Consider the following 956-nt stretch of genomic DNA (forward strand, 5'->3'; position numbering starts at 1 on the left):
AACACGTACTTGCCGAAACGCTCGACCAGCCTGTCGGCACGGTCAGGTCCAACCCGGCGGCCGACCGCATACCAGACAAGGCAGCCGCTGGCGGACGCAAGCGTCGTCACCATCAGCAGGATCGCCAGCGTCGAAGCATCCGGCGCCGCCGTCATGCCGAGGAACAGCAGCAGCACATGCGAGGGCGGAATTGGCAGGATCTTTTCGGTGAAGGCGAGGCAGAAAACGCCCAACAGACCGAAGCCGAGGATGGCTGCCAGCGGCCCCGTCATGCGAAGCGACATGGTGACGCCGACACCAAACGGTGCCACGGTCCATCTCTGGAGAAAAGACAAAGCATCAGGCAACCTTCATCCTGGATCCAACGCTTCGATCGGTCGGCGTGGCGTTTGCTGCAGTCAGCGTCGGACCCGAAATCCGTTGCATATGTCGGGTCCGACGCCTTGGCGCCGGCATACGAGGCGAATCGCGCACCGACTGGTTCTGTTTGCCGCGAATGGATTGCGTGGACATTGCGCCTCGGCGCGGACGAGACGTGTTTGACATCGACACCAATCGTAACTAACTAAGTTACATGAAGCGCAACAGCCGACTGTCCTCTACCCTGCACATTCTCGTCCACATGGCCGAGAAGCCCGAACAGGCGCTGACCTCCGAGCAGCTTGCCACCTTCATCCACACCAATCCGGTGGTGGTCCGCCGCACCATCGCAGGCTTGCGCGACGCCGGCATCGTCACCTCGTCGCGCGGGCACGGTGGCGGCTGGCTGCTCGGGCGGGCGCCCGAGAAAATATCCCTGGCCGAGATCAGCGTCGCCCTTGGCGAGACACTGCTGCCGTTCAGCACCGATCCGGAAAGCCCCGGCTGCCTCGTCGAGCAGGCGGGGATCGCCGTGCTCGACGATTTTCGCAACGCCGCCGAAAGGCGGCTGGCGGAGGAGCTGAGCCGCATCACGC

At 63.6% G+C, this 956-nt stretch carries 1 protein-coding gene and 1 pseudogene; one reads left to right on the top strand and one right to left on the bottom strand.

Annotated features, from left to right (window positions below):
* A pseudogene (locus ENZ74_RS33005) lies at positions 1-311 on the bottom strand (DedA family protein); the annotation flags it as partial.
* A gap of 263 nt (positions 312-574) precedes the next feature.
* Here ENZ74_RS33005 and ENZ74_RS33010 point away from each other — a divergent pair.
* Positions 575-956 (top strand): Rrf2 family transcriptional regulator (locus ENZ74_RS33010; RefSeq protein WP_164761456.1); only part of this gene is annotated, 382 nt, incomplete at its 3' end.

The sequence above is a fragment of the Mesorhizobium sp. M7A.F.Ca.CA.002.15.2.1 genome (assembly GCF_003998715.1).
GTDB classification, from domain to species: Bacteria; Pseudomonadota; Alphaproteobacteria; order Rhizobiales; family Rhizobiaceae; genus Mesorhizobium; species Mesorhizobium ciceri.